15 protein-coding genes are annotated in these 16449 nt (G+C 67.8%); 4 read left to right on the top strand and 11 right to left on the bottom strand.

All coding sequences use genetic code 11. The features are described 5' to 3' along the window. Positions 1 to 86: 86 nt before the first annotated feature. The 10 genes from ABZS61_RS12895 to ABZS61_RS12850 all read right to left on the bottom strand — a co-directional run bounded on the left by ABZS61_RS12895 (position 87) and on the right by ABZS61_RS12850 (position 9914). On the bottom strand, positions 87 to 1169 hold the full coding sequence (locus tag ABZS61_RS12895) for a response regulator transcription factor (protein WP_356418674.1): 1083 nt from the start codon (positions 1167 to 1169) through the stop codon (positions 87 to 89). 69 nt (positions 1170 to 1238) lie between these two features. After that, entirely contained in the window at positions 1239 to 2597 is a 1359-nt protein-coding gene (locus ABZS61_RS12890) for a histidine kinase (protein WP_356418671.1), read from the bottom strand. Between the two features lie 42 nt (positions 2598 to 2639). Further along, the gene (locus ABZS61_RS12885) at positions 2640 to 3527 is read right to left on the bottom strand and encodes a DUF5936 domain-containing protein (RefSeq protein WP_356418668.1); all 888 of its coding nucleotides are present in this window, start codon (positions 3525 to 3527) and stop codon (positions 2640 to 2642) included. A 38-nt stretch (positions 3528 to 3565) separates the two neighbouring features. Then, entirely contained in the window at positions 3566 to 4504 is a 939-nt protein-coding gene (locus tag ABZS61_RS12880) for a type II secretion system F family protein (protein WP_356418664.1), read from the bottom strand. 57 nt (positions 4505 to 4561) lie between these two features. Then, complete coding sequence (locus ABZS61_RS12875; RefSeq protein WP_356418662.1) at positions 4562 to 5902, bottom strand: CpaF family protein; 1341 nt, start codon at positions 5900 to 5902, stop codon at positions 4562 to 4564. 37 nt (positions 5903 to 5939) lie between these two features. After that, entirely contained in the window at positions 5940 to 6335 is a 396-nt protein-coding gene (locus tag ABZS61_RS12870; RefSeq protein ID WP_356418659.1) for a TadE/TadG family type IV pilus assembly protein, read from the bottom strand. Then, positions 6329 to 6820 (bottom strand): TadE/TadG family type IV pilus assembly protein, encoded by a 492-nt coding sequence (locus ABZS61_RS12865; protein WP_356418655.1) that lies wholly within the window; start codon positions 6818 to 6820, stop codon positions 6329 to 6331. Before ABZS61_RS12865 ends, ABZS61_RS12870 begins: the two co-directional genes overlap by 7 nt. A 37-nt stretch (positions 6821 to 6857) precedes the next feature. Continuing rightward, a complete protein-coding gene (locus ABZS61_RS12860) occupies positions 6858 to 8105 on the bottom strand; it encodes an AAA family ATPase (RefSeq protein ID WP_356418652.1) in 1248 nt (415 codons plus the stop codon). Between the two features lie 7 nt (positions 8106 to 8112). Further along, complete coding sequence (gene cpaB / locus ABZS61_RS12855) at positions 8113 to 8826, bottom strand: Flp pilus assembly protein CpaB (RefSeq protein ID WP_356418650.1); 714 nt, start codon at positions 8824 to 8826, stop codon at positions 8113 to 8115. Positions 8827 to 9053: 227 nt separating this feature from the next. After that, on the bottom strand, positions 9054 to 9914 hold the full coding sequence (locus ABZS61_RS12850) for a hypothetical protein (RefSeq protein WP_356419378.1): 861 nt from the start codon (positions 9912 to 9914) through the stop codon (positions 9054 to 9056). Positions 9915 to 10360: 446 nt separating this feature from the next. Here ABZS61_RS12850 and ABZS61_RS12845 point away from each other — a divergent pair, with 446 nt between their 5' ends. The 4 genes from ABZS61_RS12845 to ABZS61_RS12830 all read left to right on the top strand — a co-directional run bounded on the left by ABZS61_RS12845 (position 10361) and on the right by ABZS61_RS12830 (position 14921). After that, on the top strand, positions 10361 to 11926 hold the full coding sequence (locus ABZS61_RS12845; RefSeq protein WP_356418647.1) for a hypothetical protein: 1566 nt from the start codon (positions 10361 to 10363) through the stop codon (positions 11924 to 11926). Between the two features lie 25 nt (positions 11927 to 11951). After that, positions 11952 to 12563 carry a hypothetical protein gene (locus tag ABZS61_RS12840; protein WP_356418644.1) on the top strand — a complete coding sequence of 204 codons (612 nt, stop codon included), beginning with the start codon at positions 11952 to 11954 and terminating at the stop codon, positions 12561 to 12563. 43 nt (positions 12564 to 12606) lie between these two features. Continuing rightward, positions 12607 to 13053, top strand: coding sequence for a hypothetical protein (locus ABZS61_RS12835; protein ID WP_356418642.1), 447 nt, complete (start codon positions 12607 to 12609; stop codon positions 13051 to 13053). 137 nt (positions 13054 to 13190) lie between these two features. Then, a complete protein-coding gene (locus ABZS61_RS12830) occupies positions 13191 to 14921 on the top strand; it encodes a glycoside hydrolase family 18 protein (RefSeq protein WP_356418640.1) in 1731 nt (576 codons plus the stop codon). A gap of 81 nt (positions 14922 to 15002) precedes the next feature. Here ABZS61_RS12830 and ABZS61_RS12825 read toward each other — a convergent pair whose 3' ends face one another. Further along, positions 15003 to 16307: an Nramp family divalent metal transporter gene (locus ABZS61_RS12825; RefSeq protein WP_356418637.1), complete on the bottom strand. Its 1305-nt coding sequence runs from the start codon at positions 16305 to 16307 to the stop codon at positions 15003 to 15005. Between the last annotated feature and the right edge of the window lie 142 nt (positions 16308 to 16449).

The following is a 16449-nucleotide window of genomic DNA, read 5'->3' as shown; positions in this document are numbered from 1 at the left end:
ACGTCGGGGCAACACCCGTCCACATGGGCCTGCGGGCCCAACTCCGGGCCCATTGGTCCAGTTGGGCCTTCGGGCCCACGGCGCGCTCAACCACGATGCGTCGACCCCCCTGATGACACGCGGTGCCAGTAGGCGATGGCCTCGCCCCTGCTGCCGGCGTTCAACTTGGCGAAGATGCGATTGATGTGGTTCTTGACGGTCTTCTGGCTGATGAAGCAGGTGGCCGCGATCTGCTGATTCGTCATGCCCGACGCGATCAGACCCATCACTTCCACCTCCCGTTCACTCAGCTCTTCGACGATTCCCTGAGGCGCCATCGAGGAGCCCTCTGAAGTTGAATGTGCCACAGAAGGTTGCGCAAGCGAAGCCTTTTGAACGAATTGAGATTGCCCCAACTCGCTGTTCCCTGGGCTGACCTGGGCATTTGATCCCGATGCGGGGATTGCCCGTTCCCGCGTGTTGTGTGCGGGTGCAGATTGATGTCCCGGTGGAGACGCTGGTCGGTACCCCTGTCCGGTGAAGGCTGTCCCGAGCCCTTCAGGGAGGGGCTGACCGCCCTGCCCCGGCGGGATACCGCCCTCTCGCACCGACTCCAGCAGAGCGCTGGACGCCGAATACGAGAAGTGGGCCCGCCCCTCCTTCGTGTCGCGGACGGCGGCCACGAGCTGGTCGGCGGTGAACTCGCCGTGCACGAGGTACCCGCCGGCGCCGAGACGCAGCGCCTCGTGGACGATCTCGCTCTCGCGGCTGTAGGTCATCATCAGGACCGGTGCCAGGCGTACAAGGTGGGGCAGCGCGGAGATTCCGTCGACTCCCGGCATCCGTACGTCCAACAGGACGACGTCCGGGCGGTGCTGCACCGTCATTTCGTATGCCTGACGGCCATCACCCGCCTCCGCGACCACGTCGACGTCGTCGCGGCCCTGCAGCAGAACCGTCAGGCCTGCCCGTACGACCGGATTGTCGTCGGCCACGACGACTCTGAGGGGCATCGGTGGGGGCATGGCCGCGGGGCCGGGGAAGGCAGGGAGCTCTCCGGATGCCGCGGAGATCTGGGCACCGGAGGTGTGGTTGGAGCTGAGCGGGCTGGGGTGCGAGGACGTGTGCTGCGAAACATGCGGGTGCTGTGTCCACTGCTCTCCGGAGCTGCGGGAGATCTCGTCCGGCATGGTGCGGCCTCCTCTCTCAAGGGTGGGGACTGTGGCGTAAATGGTCTTCTGTGAACTTCAGTTGCGGGTTCATACGTGTTGCGGGGGTTCCTGCCCGAGCGGGGGCCGGTACTCCGGGGTGCTGGGGAGTGCGGGAGGTGCCAGATCCATCGCGGCGAGCGAGAGGTCGAGGCGCACCTCGGTCCCCCGTGCCGCGCGGCCTCGGCCGATGCGGATGCGCGCACCGATGGACGCGGCTCGCTCGACCATGCCGACCAGGCCGAAGTGGCCCGCCTTGCGCAGGTCGGCCAGCGAGGTGCCCGAGGGCAGGCCCTCGCCGTCGTCATACACGCTGATGCGCACCACGTCACGGACCAGGCCCGCGGAGACGTCCACATAACTGGGGTGCGCGTGGCGCTGGGCGTTCTCCATGGCCTCGGTCGCGATGGTGAGTGCGTGCCGCGCCACGGCATGCGGAATGAGAGGGACGGGACCCTCACTCAGTTTGCGGAAGACGGCTTTGACCCCGTGACGGCGCTCGAAGTCACGTGTGCGTGCCGCCAGTTCGTCGAGAACGTCCACGCCGCCGTCCAGACCGGACTCCCTACGGAGGTCGGAGAGCAGCTCCCGGGACTCTGCTGCGGCCCGGCGGGCGGATCGGGCGACGAGCTCGGCCTGGTGCTTGACCGTGAGCGGGTCCATACGGTCCGCCGTGCTGGCCAGTCCTTCAGCCGCGAGAGCGAGACCGTGGAGGGTTTTGGCAACGGAGTCGTGCATCTCGCGGGCGAGACGGGCCCGCTCCTCCTCCACCGCGCCGCTGACCGCGAGACGGGCCCGTGTGTCCGTCAGCGCCTGGGAGGCCGCACCGAACCGGAGCAGCAGACCCCGCAGGGTGCTGCCGACGGCCCCGGCCATGATGCAGAGCCCTACTACCAGGAGCGCCGAGGCGTCGGCTTCGACCTTCTCACTCACTCCGTACGCAGCAGCCAGCAGCAGCGACTGGAGTGCGGCGAAGATCGCACCGCCACGCCAGCCGTAGACCAGGCCGGCAAGGAGCGGGGTGCAGACCGTGACGTAGGACAACGTGGAGTCCGGAGAAGCCGCGAAGAGCAGGAGCGCGCCGAAGAGCATGTCCGCGGCGAGCAGCGTGGGGTGGCGCAGGAGGATCGGGCCGAAGCGCTCCCAGTCGCGCATCAGCACGTACGACACCATGACGGTGACGAGAACGGCGGCGCCCACGAGCCAGCTGCCGAGCTCGTCGTCGACCCCGCTGAGCGCGAACGGCGCGGCGAGCGCCGTCATCGCGAGCCGGAAGCCGAACAGCTGACGACACAGCGCCTGGAGCGCGTTCACCTGAATCGGCAGGGCCGGCACATGGCCGGGCGTACCTGCCACCGTGGACGCGTCCGGGCCTCCAGTCAGAGCGAGTTGCGCCGTTCGTGGTCCCATGGTTGGTTCACCTCCTCCTTCTGTAGTCGTCCCTTTGCACGCTCAGCCTCCGAAGACATCTCCGATGTTGACGTCGGCCGCGTAGTAGAAGCCCACGGCAATGAGGATCATCGTCCCGGGCAGCATGAAACTGGTGACGATCAGCGTGGCCTTCGGCACGGCCTTGGAGGCCTTGCGGCGGGCGTTCTGGGCGTCCGTGCGGCGCATGTCGTTGGCAATCTGGATCAGGGTGTCCACGATGGGTGCGCCGAGTTCCTCGCCCTGCTGGAGAGCGGAGACGAACATCGAGACCTGCTCCGACTCGTTGCGCTTGCGCAGCTGGTCGAAAGCGTCGCGTCGGCTGACACCCATGTCCATCTGGCGCAGTGTGATGCGGAGTTCGTCCGCCCAGGGGCCCGAGTACTTCTCGGATACCCGCTCCAGCGCCTGCCGGAAGCCGAGGCCGGCGGAGACCACGACCGCGAGGACGTCGAGAAAGTCCGGAAGGGTCCGGTCGATGTCGTCCTTGCGGCGACCGATGGCGGCCCTGATGATCACGTCGGTCCAGAAGAAGCCGTACACGGCCAGCAGGACGGCCAGAATCGGCTGCCCGTTCATCAGCATGGCCAGCGCCGCGATGGCGCCGAGGCCCCCGTAGACAGCACGGCGAGCCGCGTAGCGGTCGACGGTCATGCCGCCGGGGTTTCCCGCCATGTCCAACTTGCGGCGCACCTTGTCGACCCGCTTGGGCCCCATCATGCGCAGCACCCTGGGCGCGTATCGCATGCCGAGGCGGTCGATCGCGGAGCCGGTCGCTGTCGTGCGGGTGGCACCTACTTCCAGCGCGACGGCCAGGTCCCCGGGCAGCTTGGCGTCGGCTCGGTACATGCGGATGCCGTGAAAGGCTCCGTAGACGGCGAGTCCGAAGACGGCCGCGATCAGAAGATCCATGGTGTGTCCTCTCTCCTAATTCTTCGGGGCCGTCGGATTCAGATACGGACGCGAGTGAGCCGGTTGATGAGGAAGAAGCCCAGGCCGTACAGGCCTGCCGCCGCCAGTACGGCGATCCGGCCCGTTGTCGCGGCAGTCATGTCGTCCAGGGCCCCGTCCCGCATGCCATTGATGATCAGCAGGAAGCCCATCCCGAGGATGGGGACCGCCACCGCTGTCACCTTCACCTGCGACAGGAGCGTGGTCACTTCTCGCCGGGTCTCCTTGCGCTCCTCCAGCGTCTCCGTGAGGTTGCGCAGCGACGAGACGATCGTGCCGCCGGCCCGGTTGGAGAGGATCAGGGTGGAGACCAGGACGGTCAGCTCGCGGGAGGGCAGCCGTTCGACGAGTTCGTTGAGCGCGTCGTCGAGGGAGTGGCCCACGGCGAGCCGGTCGGCCACCCGCCGCAGCTCCTCCCGTGCCGGGTCGTCGAGCTCCTCGACGGCCATCCCGATCGCGGTACGGAGGGCCAGGCCGGCCTGGGTCGCGTTGGCCAGGACGCGGGTGAGCTCGGGCAGCTGGTTGATGAACGCCTCGGTGCGCTTGGTCCGCTGCCAGTTGAGGAAGGCGTTGCCGCCCCACAGGCCGATCAGAGCGGCGAGAAGGCCGAAGAACGGGGCGAAGATCGACCCGATGACGAAGTAGAGGCCGAGCAACGCGGCCACGACGTAGACGGCGTATTCGCCCGGCGTCAGATCGAGGCCGGTCGCCGAGATCTTGCGCTCGATGCGCTTACCGAGGCTCGTCGTCCGGAGGCGCCGGTCGATCCCGCGGAAGCGCCGGACGCGTCCGCCGATCGTGACCTGTCCGGTCTGGGACATGCGGTCGAACAGGACCTGCCGCTGCGCCTTGCCCGCCGAGTAGCCGTGCACGCCCAGGACGGCGAACAGGCCGGCAAGCAGTGTGACTCCGATCGTCAGGAGCGGAAGATTATCCATGTCGGGCGGGGACCTTCTCAGTGAGCGGCGGGCAGGGGCGGGGACGGCGGGACCGGGTCAGGCGGTGGATCGGCGTACGACGAGCTGCTCCTCCGTCTGGGCGACACCGAACGCGGCCGGGACGGCCTCGCTGGTCATGTAGAAGCGCTCGGCGACCCGCCGCGGCAGCGGGTAGTACTCGAACTTGCCGACGACGCGTCCGTCGGCGCCGATCGGCTGGGCGGCGAAGCGGCAGACCGAGACGATGCGGTAGTCCTCGCGGCCGTGGGAGTCGACGACGGCGATCTCGGTGATGCGGCGGGAACCGTCGGCGTGACGGGTCAGCTGCACGATCACGTCGACGGCACTGTTGATCTGGTCGTGGATCGCCACGAACGGGATCTCGACCTCGGACATGGAGCTCAGGGTCTGCAGACGCATCAGCGCGTCCTCGGCGTTGTTCGCGTGGACGGTGGCGAGCGAGCCGTCGTGACCGGTGGACATGGCCTGGAGCATGTCGAGGGTCTCCCCGCCACGGACCTCACCGACGATGATGCGGTCGGGGCGCATACGCAGGGAGTTCCGTACCAGGTCGCGGATCGTGATCTGGCCCTTGCCCTCCACGTTCGAGGGGCGGCTCTCCAGCGTGATCACGTGGGACTGCTGGAGCTGGAGTTCGGCGGAGTCCTCGATGGTGACGATGCGCTCGCCGTTCGGGATCAAGCCGGAGAGTGCGTTGAGCAGGGTGGTCTTTCCGGTACCGGTGGCTCCGGAGACGATCACGTTGAACTTCGCGCGGACGAGTCCGGCGAGCAGGACGAGCATGTGCTCGTCGAGCGAGCCGAGGCCGATCATCTCCTGAAGCGTGAACGCCCGGGGGAACCGGCGGATGGTGAGGATCGGGCCCTTGAGGGAGAGCGGCGGGATGATCACGTTGACACGCTCACCGGAGGGCAGCCGGGCGTCCACCATGGGGTTCGCCTCGTCCACACGGCGGTTGACCGTGGAGACGATGCGCTCGATGGTCTGCATCAACTGGTCGTTGGACGAGAAGCGCATGGGGAGGAGTTCGAGTCGGCCGCCTCGCTCCACGTACACCTGCTCCGGCCCGTTGACCATGATCTCGCTGATGGACGCGTCCTCCAGCAACGGCTCCAGGATGCCGAGGCCGAGAGCTTCGTCGACGACCCGGCGGATGAGCTGCGAGCGCTCCGTGGAGGAGAGGACGGGTCCCTCACGGCTGATGATGTGGCCCAGTACGCGCTCCAGGCGCGCCCTGCGCTCGGCCGCCGCGAGGGCGGACATCTCGGCGAGGTCGATCTCCTCCAGAAGCTTGGCGCGGTAGACCCCGACCAGCTGGCTCTCCTCGCTCAGCCCGTTCGTCGGCTCGGGACTGGTGATGCGCGCCCGCAGACTCATGCTCTCAACTCCCTCTGATGGTGCTGTGGCACGGAGATCAACCGCGCGGCATGGTGGCGCTCTTGGTGACGGACCCGAAGTCGAACATCGGGATCACGGCGGGGATGTCGATCTCCACGGTCACGGTCACCTCGTCGAAGCCGTGCCGTACGTCGACGTCGGCGTCGTCGGTCAGCCAACCGCTCATGGAGGCGAGCGCTGCCTGCTGCGCAGGCATGGAGGCGCGGTCGTACGAGCCGACTCGGGCACCCGACCGGGAGGCCGTGCCTGCCTGCTGGGCCGCGTACACCGCGATGCCGAGCTGGACCACCGCCATGGCGACGACCAGGAGGAGGGTGAGGACGCCTACGTACTCGATGGCGGCCTGGCCCTTCTCGGAAGCGCTACGCGTCCGGCGGCCGCGCATTGGGATGTGCGGTGCGCGGGTCACCATCCCCAGCCCCTCTCCAGGTTTGCCGAAGCCTCGCCCGTCAGCGTCATCGGTGTGTTGAACCCTCCGGGGAAGAGCAGCGGCACCTTGACGTCCACCCGGGACGTCATCAGGTCACCCGAGGGGTGGCAGTTGATGTTCGCGTCCCAAGCGCTGGGCAGGTCTTCCCGCCCGGCCTGCCTGCACGCCAGCAGCACGCTGCCGTTGGCCGTCGTGGCCGCGGTGACCGCCTTGTCGGCCGCGTTGCCCGCGAGCATGAAGGTGTATCCGACCACGGCCGCCTGCCAGAGCAGAGCCAGCGTGATCAGAATCAGTGGGAGGGTGCCGGTGAACTCGATGGCCGCCTGGCCCCGGTCACCCCGGAGTCCGCCCCGGCGGCCCGGCGCGGCGCGCAGGACCCCGTCATCCGGCGGCTCGAGTGCGCCGGGTATGAGGTGTTCGGCCGCGCCTCCTGGGCCCGTGACAGGTCCCGTTCCTGGAAGTCTCATGGTTCAACTGTCCCCCTCGGTCGCATCGTTTCGCTCGTCACTTCACACGTCCGCGCCGGCCACCGATGGCACCTCGGTCACCCTTGAACTTGCCTTGCTTGTCCGGGTTTTCGGCGTTCTTGACCAGTCCCAGATCTCCCGCGAGTCCCCACAGTGCCTGTTTCACCGTGGACTTGGCCTCCAAATCCTGCATTCGGCCCGCGTCCACGACCGCCTGCAGTTCCTTGAAGTTCGCGGGGATGACGATCCGGGCCACCTTCGTGGCCGTGATCTTCTCGATCAGGGGCGGCTGGATCTCCGTGTTGCGGGTGTAGCGGTTGACGACCGTGATCGTCTCCTCCGCCTTGCGGATCTGCAGCCGGTCCCAGAGCCGGACCATGCGCTTTGCGGCGCGGACCGTCACCACGTCCGGTGTGGTGACGAGCAGGGTCCGGTCCGCCATCTCGATCGCGGCGGCGTTGGCGGTGTTCATGTGCGTACCGCAGTCGATGATCACGATTTCGAAGCGGTGCCTCAGTGCGCTGATGGTCTGGCGTACGACCCGGTCGCTGACGTCCTCGCCCCGCTCGCCGTCTCCCGGAGCGAGCAGGAGCCCGATTCCGGTGTCGTGGTTGAACAGGGCATCCTGGAGCACGCGGGGCGAGATGTCCTGGATGGTGGAGAGGTCGACGATCGACCTGCGGAACTGGACGTCGAGGTACGAGGCGACGTCGCCGGACTGCAGGTCCAGGTCGGCGAGTGCGACGGTGTGCCCGGATGCCTTGGCCGCGAGGGCGAGCTGGACGGCGGTGACCGTCGTACCGACGCCGCCCTTGGCTCCGCTGACGGTGACGACCGTGCCGCCCGGGCCGGTGAAGACGTCCGCTCCCTGGCCCAGGTGCCGGCGGACGCCCACGGACCAGGCCGCGGCGGCCTGTACTCGCTGGGCCAGTTCCTCGTACGAGATCGGCAGGCCGACCAGGCCTCGTGCACCGGAGTCCATGGCGGCCGAGTAGAGCCCCGGGCTCGCGTCGGTGGTGACCAGCACGACCCCGACCGCCGGGAAGCGGAGGGCCACCTCCCGGATCAGCTCGAGGGCTGGAACCGGACCGATCCGCTCATGTACCAGCACGACCTCGGGCAGCTCGTCGAGGGACTCGCCGGCCAGCCGTGCCAGGGTGTCGAGCAACGAGGTCGAGTCACCCAGAGGCCCGGCCGGCTCCGCGTCGGGGAGCTGGCTGAGCAGTGTGGTGATGGATCGGGCGGCGTCGGCATCACCGACGGCCGGGAGGATTCTTGTGCTCATCCGGCCCTCACTTGTTCTTGTCTTCGTCGAGGTTGTAGCTGCCCTCGCCCGGACGGAGCGTGGTCGGACTGTTCTCCGGGAGAAGTGCGAGACGTACGTGCTCGGCGAAGGACTCGGCGTAGGCGACGCGCTGGGCGTCCGTGGTGTTGAGGGCGAAGGTGATCGGCACCGCCTCGGACGGGCCGCTGTTGCGGTCGTCCCGCTTCGGGTCCAGGGCGGTCAGCTCGCCCACGTCGATGACCTTGGCGTTGGGCACGATGACGCGCGAGGTGGCCTTGTCGCCCTCGTTCTCGGCGGCGAAGGTCGCGAAGATGTTGACGAGGTTGCCGGGGCGGATCTTGCCTGCGACACCGGTCGCGGCGTCGATCATGATGGCTATCTCCTGCTCGCCGTTCTCCACCCGGGGGCGCTTGACGAGCATGTCGTCCTGGAGGAGGGAGCCCTTGCGCAGCTGGGTGACGGCGATCTTGCCGTTGATGATCGCGAGGTCGGTGACCGCGTTCTCGGACAGCCAGCGCTTGGGCATCTCGACCTTCTCGAACTGCCCCGGTTCAAGTGCCGTGTACGGGGCCACGTCCGTTTTCACCTGGTAGGCAGTCACCTCCGGACCGACCTTCGAGTTGACGTCGCTGATCACCGAGAGCACACCGGCGAAGGCGCCGAAGGCACAGAGGACCGACAGGAGCAGAAGGATGACGCCGCGGCGTTGCCGTGAGTTCATGAGCGGAGCAACCTCGTTGGGAGACGTGGGCCGATGAGCGGGCAGAGGGGCGGAGCGGTTTCGTGCCGTTTCGGATCATGAGGCGGAGCGGGGAGGAGCGGGGTCGTTCCGGACGGGCGCGGGGACTCCGGAGCCTCTCGGTCCGGCTGTCCCGTCCGGCTGTCCCGTCGGGTTGACCTGTCCGGTTGACGACAAGCACGGCGGGGACGCACGGTGCGTGCGGTGTTCTACGACCCTTGGCGCATGGGTGTTCCTTGGTTCAGGACACCGGAAGCGCGCGTTTGGTTCTCCTGCGGCTTCAGTGGCGCCGAGCACAACCCACAGCGGTCGCCGATGAGTTCATTTCCGCACCAGGTGCAGACCTCCCTGCGGACCGAAGAAACCAGCTGGTAGATGACCGAGATATCAGGCAGGAAAGCAGCGAATTCGATCATCTTCGACGTGCCCCACCAGCCCGGCGAATCCGAGGGCAGCGCGACTTCGTGCACGGCCTGGACCTGCCAGGCCGGCGCGATCGTGCCAGTCACCCAGTCCGACTGCAGCTGCCCCTTGGCGACCAGCAGGTGCGTCCCGAACTCGGGGCCGGCCAGCTCTCCCGTACCGATCTTGATCAGCTGGGGGTTCGGGTTGGCGAGCACCCCGAACTGCGATCCGGGCACCCAGGACTTGGCGTGGGCCTTCAGGCTGACGGGGACCCGGTCGAGCTTGGTGACCGAGTTGAGGAGGGCGCCCGCGTGGATGTAGTGGGCGAGCAGCCTGGCGGCGGATGCCACCACTCCGGCGCTGAAGTCGCAGATGGACAACTGCCGCAGCTGCCGCACCAGGACGGCGAGTCCGAGGGGCGGAAGATCCACCTTGAGCAGGGCGATCCGGTCGCTCTCGAGCATGTTGCGGATGGTGTGCAGCCGCCGCTCGTGGGCGGTCGCGATGTTGGCCGGATAGACGGCGATGACGTAGCCGTGCTGATCGAGCAGCACCTGCATGTCCACCAGCGCCTGGTCCAACGCCTGGTCACCGGGCGCCTGCAGGAGCGCCGCGGGCGGCGTCTGCTGGTCGGTGGGCGGTAGGACCAGGTCGGCACTGGTCACTGCTATTGCGGTCGGCACGCTGTTCCCCGTTCGGCTCCGGCCGCCGCGTACCGCCGGCCGCAATCGCTCCCTGCTCCGTGCTCCTGATCCAGCACTTTATCCACGTACCCGGATGCAGAGAACACCTTTCAGCACCCAGTAAGTCACTCCACAGGAGTTCCACACAGGGCCCTCGTACCCAAATCGGGAGATGTGACCGGTCGTTAAATTCCGTACCAGCAGAAGGTTTAATCGCGTACTTCACGATGAGGCGTGATCCACTCGCTGTTGTGGCACGTCAGCAATGGTGAGAGCGCCGACCGTTCCGTCACGGGACGCGGAATCCGGGCCCAGCTCGGACTATGGGCCCGGATTGGGGCCCCAGGACCCACGCCCCTCACCAGCTTCCCTCCGTAGTCTCCGGTTCCTGCCGGCGGTGGCTGCCGGGTGCGAAGGGAGCTCCTCGAATGGATCAGATCGGGCGAATACCGTCGCTTTCCGGGCGGCGGGGCAACAGGAGCTGGTACGGCCTGCCGCTCGACGACCGCGGCGCCACCGCGACGGAGTACGTGGGCATGGTCGTGGTCGTGACCTCGATCATCGGCGCGCTCACCGCGACCCAGGTCGGCGGACGCATCGCCGAGCGGTTCAAGTGCGCCGTCACCTTCGGGGAATGCGGCAGCGGCGGTGAGAACGAGGCGGCCCCCAAGACCGACGCCGACTACGAGCCTCCGCTCTGCCAGCTCTCGTCCATCTCCGACAAGGCCGGGGCCAAGGCCAAGGTCCTGTTCATCGAATGGGGCGAGGAGTACGGCTTCCAGCAGCAGACCTTCCAGTCGAAGACCGACATGAACGGTGACGGCAAGGTCGACGAGAACGACCAGCAGGTCACCATGACCTTCACCGACGCCGCTTCCATCGCCGCCAAGAAGGACTGGAAGCCGGGTGCAAAGGTCGGCAAATTCGGTTCGGACAAGGTGGAGCTCGGGGCCGGCCTCAAGGTCACCAACGGTGACACCTGGGTCTTCAAGAGCGAGGAGGAGGCCAAGTCCTTCCGCGACGACATCGAGCTGCTCAAAACGTACGAGCTGACCAACCGGCACGCCAACTCCCAGGGGGCGGGGCTCGGCAACGGCATCCTCTACCTCTTCGGCAAGGGCCCCATGGCCGAGGAGGAGAAGCTCCGCAACAGCATCGACGAGAAGCTGGGCGACCGCCACATCAGCTACGGCAAGGTCGGCTTCGAAGCCAGCGCCGCCGCGGGTATCAAGATCGGTGCGGGCGACGACAAGAAGCTGAGCGCGGCGCTGGGCGGCAACTTCAAGTTCTCGCCCGAGGTGACCTGGACGGACAACAACTTCAAGGGCACCAAGGCGTACACGTACTCCGCGGCGATCGAGTACGGCACCAAGGCCTCGTACGAGGCCGGGCCGATCAGCGGGGAAGCCGGCGCCTCCACCACGCAGACCGGTTCCATCACCGTCACCCATGACAAGGAGACCGGTGAGCTCCTGCGCATCGACATGACCCGCACGGTGGAGAAGGGCAGTGTCAAGGACGGCGTCAAGGTCGGCGGCGACAACGGGAAGTCCGGCGACGACAAGCGCGGCGGGAGCGGAAGCGTCAAGGGCGGTGACTCCGAGACCGGCATCGAGGTGGTCACCAACTCGGTGGTGCTGAAGCCGGGCCCGGAGGGTGACGCCGACCGGGCGATCGCGCAGAACTGGCTGGACGGGAACGGCAAGTACGGCATGCCCTTCAGCTACATGTTCAGCGACCACGCGCCGACGTCGCGACCGGGCGCCGACGACCCGTTCGGGCAGTTGCTCTTCGACAACGGGCTCTCGAGCCGGACGACGTACACCGGCCAGACGGAGGCCGCGGAGTACGGCTTCGAGCTGAACCTCGGCCTCAGTGTCGGCTTCTCGGTGTCCACCGAGAAGAAGGAGGAGATGCTCAACGATGCCGAGTTCCTCGGGGCACCCAACGGAGGCAGCCGGAGCTATGTGCCGTACAGCTACTGTGCGAACTGATCACGGCCGACAGGAGCAGCCAGCCATGAACAGCAGCGGAATCAAGCAGGACAGGGCACCTCGCGGCGGACGTACCGGGCGCGGACTGGTCGCCGGGGGTCTGGTCCTCGCCCTGGGCGTGTTCGCCGTCGGATGCGGCGACGACGCCGCCACCGGCAGGACACCGCAGGGGTGGGGCAAGCTCACCACCCCTGCCGTCTCGGTGGCGCACCCGGCCGACTTCAAGGCGCAGAGCGATGCCGAGCGCAGCAAGTTCAACGCCGCCGGGGCCCGGCTGACACAGGAAGGCAGGACGGTCGGCACGATCACCGTGCAGTTGGACTTCACCAATGCCGATTCGGTGGAGGAGGCGGCGATCGGCGCCGAGGCCGGTATCGCGCTCGGGGCGACGCTCAAGAAGCAGTCGGACGTCTCCGTCAAGGGCCCGGAGGAGGTGCGGGAGGCCAAGCGCGTCGAGTTCGAGTTCACCTCCGGCGGCGAGGACGGGACCCCCGCGAAGGGCACCCGCGTCAAGGGCGTGATCATCACGGGCCTGGACTCGGAGAAGAAGACGTACGCGGTCCGTATCGATGCCGCCAAGGGCACGCTGGCCGCATCCGACCTGGACCGGATCATCGAGAGCATCACGGTGAAGTAGGTCGATCGATGCTGTTCACCGGCCGAGACGGAGGCACACCCGCATGACTCGCTACAGCTACCCCGGGACCCCCACCCACCGGGACGACGGACGCGGGGCAGCCGTCTTCGCGCTGGCCCGCGCCTGGGCTGCCGGCATCGTCGTGCTCGTCGTCACCGAGTACGTGCAGGCCACGGTCGTGTACGAGCACGTGGCCACCCCGGAACGGATGGAGACCTTCGGCGGCCGTCTCCTGCTGATCCACATACCCAACGCGATCTGTCTCGCCCTGGCCGCATGGGCGGCGGCCCGGGTGCACCGCGAGCCCTTCCGCGACTCGCTGCCGCAGCACGTGACCGCGGCGATCGCCGTGCCCATCGTGGCGCAGCTGCTGAACATGGCGGTGCAGTGGGAGGAGATGGCCGCGGAGGGGCTGTTCATGTCGAACGCCGTCCTGGCTGTGGGGTGCGTGAGCGGATACATGGTGGCACGGCTGCAGGACGACGCCTGAACGCCTCCGTTCATTGTGCGGGTTGGGACGAGCTGCCGCCAGAGGTCTTGACAACTTGATTGGTCTGGACCAGTTTATGGCCAGCGGTGGCCACCGTTTCGCGCCAGCACCCCCAACTCCCCCACCGGAGGCAGCAAGTGGAACGCTCCGCAGGCAGCAGACACAGAAGAGGCCGTTCCCGGGCCCTCCTCGGCGGGGCGGTCGCCGTCCTCGCGGCCGGCGCCCTGACCGTCACCGGGCTCGTCAGCAGCGCGCAGGCGGCCGACGTCAACGTCGCCAAGAACGCCGGATTCGAGTCCGGGCTCTCCAACTGGACCTGTTCCGCCGGGAGCGGGAGCACCGTCTCCTCGCCCGTCCACGGCGGTGCGTCCGCCCTCAAGGGCACCCCGGCCGGTCAGGACCACGCCAAGTGCACCCAGACCGTGGCGGTGAAGCCCAACTCCACGTACGCGCTCAGCTCCTGGACGCAGGGCGGATACGCCTACATCGGCGCGAGCGGTACCGGGACGACGGACGTCTCCACCTGGTCCCCCGGGTCGAGTTCCTGGACGCAGCTCAGGACCAGCTTCACGACCGGCGCCTCCACCACGTCGGTGACCGTCTACACCCACGGCTGGTACGGCCAGACGCCCTACATCGTGGACGACGTCGCGGTGACCGGTCCCGACGGCGGCGGCGGTACGGACCCCGAACCGGCGATCCCCGGCACCCCCGCCGGCCTGACCGTCGGTACGACGACGTCCTCCTCCGTGTCCCTGTCCTGGAACGCGGTGTCCGGCGCCACCGGGTACACCGTCTACCGGGGCGGCACGAAGGCGACCACCTCCACCGGCACCTCGGCGACCGTGACCGGGCTGGCCGCGGACACCGCGTACCAGTTCTCCGTGAGTGCCACCAACTCCGCCGGTGAGTCGGTCAAGTCGGCGGCGGTCAGCGGCCGTACGGCCAAGGCCGACGACCCCGGCCCCGGCCCCGTGACCTCCGTGCCCAAGCACGCGGTGACCGGCTACTGGCAGAACTTCAACAACGGCGCGACCGTCCAGAAGCTCAGCGACGTACCCGCGAACTACGACATCATCGCCGTCTCCTTCGCGGACGCCACGGCCACACCCGGTGCCGTCACCTTCAACCTGGACTCGGCGGGCCTGAACGGCTACACCGTCGCCCAGTTCAAGGCCGACATCAAGGCCAAGCAGGCCGCGGGCAAGAACGTCATCATCTCCATCGGCGGTGAGAAGGGGACGATCGCGGTCAACAGCGACGCCTCCGCCACCGCGTTCGCCGACTCGGTGTACGCGCTCATCCAGGAGTACGGCTTCAACGGGGTCGACATCGACCTCGAGAACGGCCTCAACTCGACGTACATGACGAAGGCGCTGCGCTCCCTGTCGTCGAAGGCGGGCTCCGGTCTCGTCATCACGATGGCGCCGCAGACCATCGACATGCAGTCGACGTCCGGTGAGTACTTCAAGACGGCGCTCAACATCAAGGACATCCTGACCGTCGTCAACATGCAGTACTACAACAGCGGTTCGATGCTGGGCTGCGACGGCAAGGTGTACTCGCAGGGCTCGGTGGACTTCCTCACCGCGCTCGCCTGCATCCAGCTGGAGGGCGGCCTCGCCCCGTCGCAGGTCGGCCTCGGCGTCCCGGCGTCCACCCGCGGTGCGGGCAGCGGCTACGTCGCCCCGTCCATCGTGAACGCGGCCCTGGACTGCCTCGCCAAGGGAACGAACTGCGGTTCGTTCAAGCCGTCCAGGACCTACCCGGACCTGCGCGGTGCGATGACCTGGTCCACGAACTGGGACGCCACGGCGGGCAACGCCTGGTCGAACGCGGTCGGCCCGCACGTCCACGGGCTTCCGTAACCGGATCGGACCTCCGAGCCAGCAGCGCCGCCGCTCCCCCGGCGGCGCTGCTGCGTTCCCGCGGACACGTGACCCGCGCTGTCACCAGGGCAGGTCGCGCACCTGCTGGACGCACAGCACGACGAACAGCAGCCCGGCCGCGGCCAGCATCCCGTTGCTGAGCCGGCCGTTGCGCCATTCCCTGGGCGTACGGGAGGAGTTGAGCAGCATCAGCAGGGTCAGGGCCAGGAACGGCATGAAGAAGGCGCCGAGCACTCCGTAACCGATGACCAGGCCGAACGGCTCGTCCAGCCAGAGCAGGGACATCGGCGGGAAGGTCAGCCATAGCAGGTACACGCGGAAGGGCACGGACCGCTCCTGGCGGCCGATCGTCTCGCTGCCCGCCCTCTCCGCTTCCCCGCCGCGGCGACCGGCCCGCATCCTCTCGACGAAGTCGGCGAACATCAGGCTCACGCCGTGCCAGACGCCGATGAGCGACGAGAACGAGGTGGCGAAGAAGCCGACGAGGAACAGCTTCGCGGTGGTCGCCCCGAAGCGGTCCTCCAGGATCCGGCCGAGGTCGATCAGCCCCCGGTCGCCCTTCGTCAGGGCGATCTGCGAGGAGTGCAGCAGTTCGGCGCCGACGATCAGCATGGCGACGACGAAGACGCCGGTGGTGAGGTAGGCGGCTCGGTTGTCGAGCCGCATCACCTTCATCCAGGAGGAGTTGCTCCAGCCCTTGGCGTTCACCCAGTAGCCGTACGCCGCCATGGTGATGGTGCCGCCGACCCCGCCGATCAGTCCGAGCGTGTAGATCAGCGAGCCGTCGGGGAGCACGGGCAGGAGTCCCGCGAAGGAGGCGCCCACGTCCGGCACCACCCGGATCGCGACGTAGACCACGACGACGAACATGACGCCGATCAGGACCGTCATGACCTTCTCGAAGACGGCGTACTGGTTGAACCAGACGAAGACCAGGCCGACCAGTCCGGTGATGATCGCCCAGGTCTTCAGCCCCGGCCCGTCGGGGAACAGCGCCACGATGGGCAGGGCGCTGGAGGACATGGCCGTCGCGCCGTACACGAAGCCCCAGACGACGACGTAGATCGAGAAGTAGACCGTGGTCCATCCGCCTATGCTGCGCCAGCCGTCGAAGAGGGTGCGGCCCGTCGCGAGATGCCAGCGGCCCACCGCCTCGGCCAGGGAGATCTTGACGAGGCAGCCGATGACGGCCGCCCACATGAGGGTGTAGCCGAACTTGCTCCCCGCGATGAGCGTCGCGACGAGGTCCCCGGCGCCGACGCCGGTGGCCGCGACGACGATGCCGGGTCCGATGTACTTCCAACTGGATTTACGTAGGTGGGAGGCCGGCTCCCCTGTCCCTGTGGTTGCACTTGTCTCCGCCATGCCGATCAAGGAAGCGCAATCGGCGGGGCGGCACAAGGGGGCGTGCACGGAATCGGTGAGCGGGAGGATCACCGTGAGGTAGCCCCAGGTAGCCTGAGGTAGGCTTAGTCCATCACTTAGTCCACCCTTTCTCCTCTGGTGA

The organism is Streptomyces sp. NPDC005566 (genome assembly GCF_040605575.1).
In the GTDB taxonomy this organism is placed as follows: Bacteria; Actinomycetota; Actinomycetes; order Streptomycetales; family Streptomycetaceae; genus Streptomyces.
This window is presented reverse-complemented; position numbering and strand designations above follow the sequence as displayed.